This is a genomic window from Rhizobacter sp. P2_H3, assembly GCF_056403355.1.
This window is the reverse complement of record NZ_JBFUFQ010000427.1, coordinates 1-2,379: the sequence shown is the minus strand read 5'-3', so window position 1 is coordinate 2,379 and position 2,379 is coordinate 1. Positions and strand designations below refer to the sequence as shown.

General features: G+C 70.2%; 3 protein-coding genes. 2 read left to right on the top strand and 1 reads right to left on the bottom strand.

Annotated features, from left to right (window positions below; translation table 11 throughout):
- The coding region (locus AC1D1T_RS31905; protein ID WP_477993374.1) for a TRAP transporter substrate-binding protein at positions 1–821 on the top strand (821 nt) is incomplete at its 5' end.
- Here AC1D1T_RS31905 and AC1D1T_RS31900 read toward each other — a convergent pair.
- Positions 818–1,921, bottom strand: a complete 1,104-nt coding sequence (locus AC1D1T_RS31900) for a lipocalin-like domain-containing protein (RefSeq protein WP_477828768.1) — start codon at positions 1,919–1,921, stop codon at positions 818–820. The genes AC1D1T_RS31905 and AC1D1T_RS31900 overlap by 4 nt on opposite strands.
- A gap of 57 nt (positions 1,922–1,978) precedes the next feature.
- Between AC1D1T_RS31900 and AC1D1T_RS31895 the strand changes: the two genes are divergently transcribed.
- Positions 1,979–2,379, top strand: a 401-nt coding sequence (locus AC1D1T_RS31895; RefSeq protein WP_477993373.1) for an SWIM zinc finger family protein, incomplete at its 3' end; no start/stop codon positions are given.

The following is a 2,379-nucleotide window of genomic DNA, read 5'->3' as shown; positions in this document are numbered from 1 at the left end:
CCACCGTGGAGATGGCGCACACCGTGCCGTACTACTTCTTCGGCAAGGACGAGACCTTCGCGATCGGCGCCTCGATCCCGTTCGGGCTGAACTCGCGCCAGATGACGGCCTGGATGCTGGAAGGCAACGGCCTGAAGCTGATGCGCGATTTCTACCGCAACTACAACATCATCAACTTCCCCGGCGGCAACACCGGTGCCCAGATGGGGGGCTGGTTCCGCAAGGAGATCAACGCCGTCGCCGACATGAAGGGCCTGAAGTTCCGCATCGGCGGCTTTGCCGGCCGCATCATCGAACGCCTGGGCGCCGTGCCGCAGAACCTGCCGGGCGGCGACATCTACCCCGCGCTCGAGAAGGGCACGATCGACGCCGCCGAATGGGTCGGCCCGTACGACGACCAGAAGCTCGGCTTCAACAAGGTSGCGCCSMACTACTRCTACCCCGGCTGGTGGGAAGGCGGCCCGCAGGTCGACCTGTTCATCAACACCAAGGCCTACGATGCGCTGACGCCGGAGTACAAGGCCATCGTCGAAGCCGCGTCGTCGCACGCGCACGTCGACATGCAGGCCAAATACGACGCCCGCAACCCGGGTGCGCTGAAGCAGCTGGTCGGCGCCGGCACCAAGCTGCACCGCTTCCCGAAGGACGTGATGGAAGCCTGCTTCAAGGTGTCGATGGACTACTACAGCGAGCTGTCGGGCAAGAACCCGGCCTGGAAGAAGGTCTACGAGGACTACACCAAGTTCCGCGCCGACCAGGTGCTGTGGTTCCGCTTCGCCGAAGCCGCGTTCGACGACTTCATGCAGGCGCAGAAACTTTAAATGCGGAGCCGGCCGGCATAGCCGGTCATCTCCAGGTAGCCGAGTCCGAGCCTGCGGCCGGACTCGTCCATCAGCTCGCTGAGCCCCTCCCAGTAGAAGCCGCCGGTGCTGGCGCGGCTGTCGAGTTCCTGCGCATCGAACAGCGCGCGAACCCGGTAGCGGCCCGCCGGCGTCTCGACCGCCCATTCGACCGGGTAGCTCGCACGCGACAACAGGCTGCTCCAGCGGCGGCCCGGCACGAAGCGCACTTCGCCGGGCCCGAAATTGCGCACCTCGCCCCCCGGCGCGCGGAAGCTGCCGCCGGCGTAGTACGGCGTGCCGTCGGCGCGCCGCTGCCGCACCGCCATCAGCGCGCTGCCGTCGTCCAGGTTCATGCCGATCCAGTCCCAGCCGACCGCGTCGTCGGGCAGCGCGTGGTCGCTCCATTCATGGTCGAACCAGGCGCGGCCCTGCACCGCGCGTGCACGGCCGTCCAGCGTCAGCGTGCCGCTGGTGCGCAGCTGGGGCTGGCTGTAGTACCGGCTCGCCTCGTGCGGCTTCGGCCCCTTGCGCGACCAGCCCGCCTCGCCCTGCAGCAGCACCGGCTGCGTGGCCTCGAACGACAGCTCGAACGCGAAGCCGCCGCTGTCGCTCGCGACGCGGGTCGTGTAGCGGCTCGCGCCGGCGCTGCCCTCGCGGCGCAGGAACCAGTCGCGCAGCAGCACGCGGGTGTCGCCCTCGGCACTGTCGGCGATGCCGAAGCCGGCGCGCGCGATGCGCTGGTCGTGGCGTTGCCGCCTGCCGGCCACGTCGCCGAGCACCGCGTGCGCGAACACCAGCTGCTGCGCGCCGAAGCGGCTCGGCGACGCGGCCAGCCCGGTGGCCGAGCGGAAGAACGTGACCTGGAAGCCGAGGGGCGCTGCGTCGGCCTGCGCCTGCAGCCAGCCGGTKACGTACCACCACTCGGTGCGCGTCGCGGGATGCGCGCCGAAATCGGCCGGGAAGACGAGGGGGCGGGGATGCACCGTGGTGAGCGGCGATTCCGTTGACGACACTGCAGACGAAACCGTGGCCGGCGCGGCCCCGCAGGCCGCCGCGGCGATGAAAAGGCGTCTTTGCATGGGGCGCCAGCATCGCATGGATGCGCCCGCCGGCTGAACGACAATGGCCCGCAGCCCATGACCGAATTTTCCATTCCCCCCGAGTTCGATTTCGGCCAGCAGTTCGACCGCGTGACGCTGACGCGGGCGATGGCACTCCAGCCCGAGCAGGCGCTGCTGGCGATGCAGATCGACGGCCTCGCGCTGCTCACGCGCATGCGCGGCAGCGGCGCCCACGTCTACGAGCAGCGCATCGAGCTGCCGGTCGACCGGCGGCTCGGGCTGCAGGTGCGCGGCGTCTGCTCGTGCCCGGTCGGGCTGAACTGCAAGCACGTGGCGGCGGCGCTGATGGCCTTCGAGGCGCTGGAGCTGCGCCGCCGCAAGAACCCCGAGCTCGCGCCGCCGCGCCGCCTCGACCCCGTCACCGCGCCGGTCGCGCGCGCCGCACCGGTGCCCAGCGCCGACGAGTGGCCGCGTCC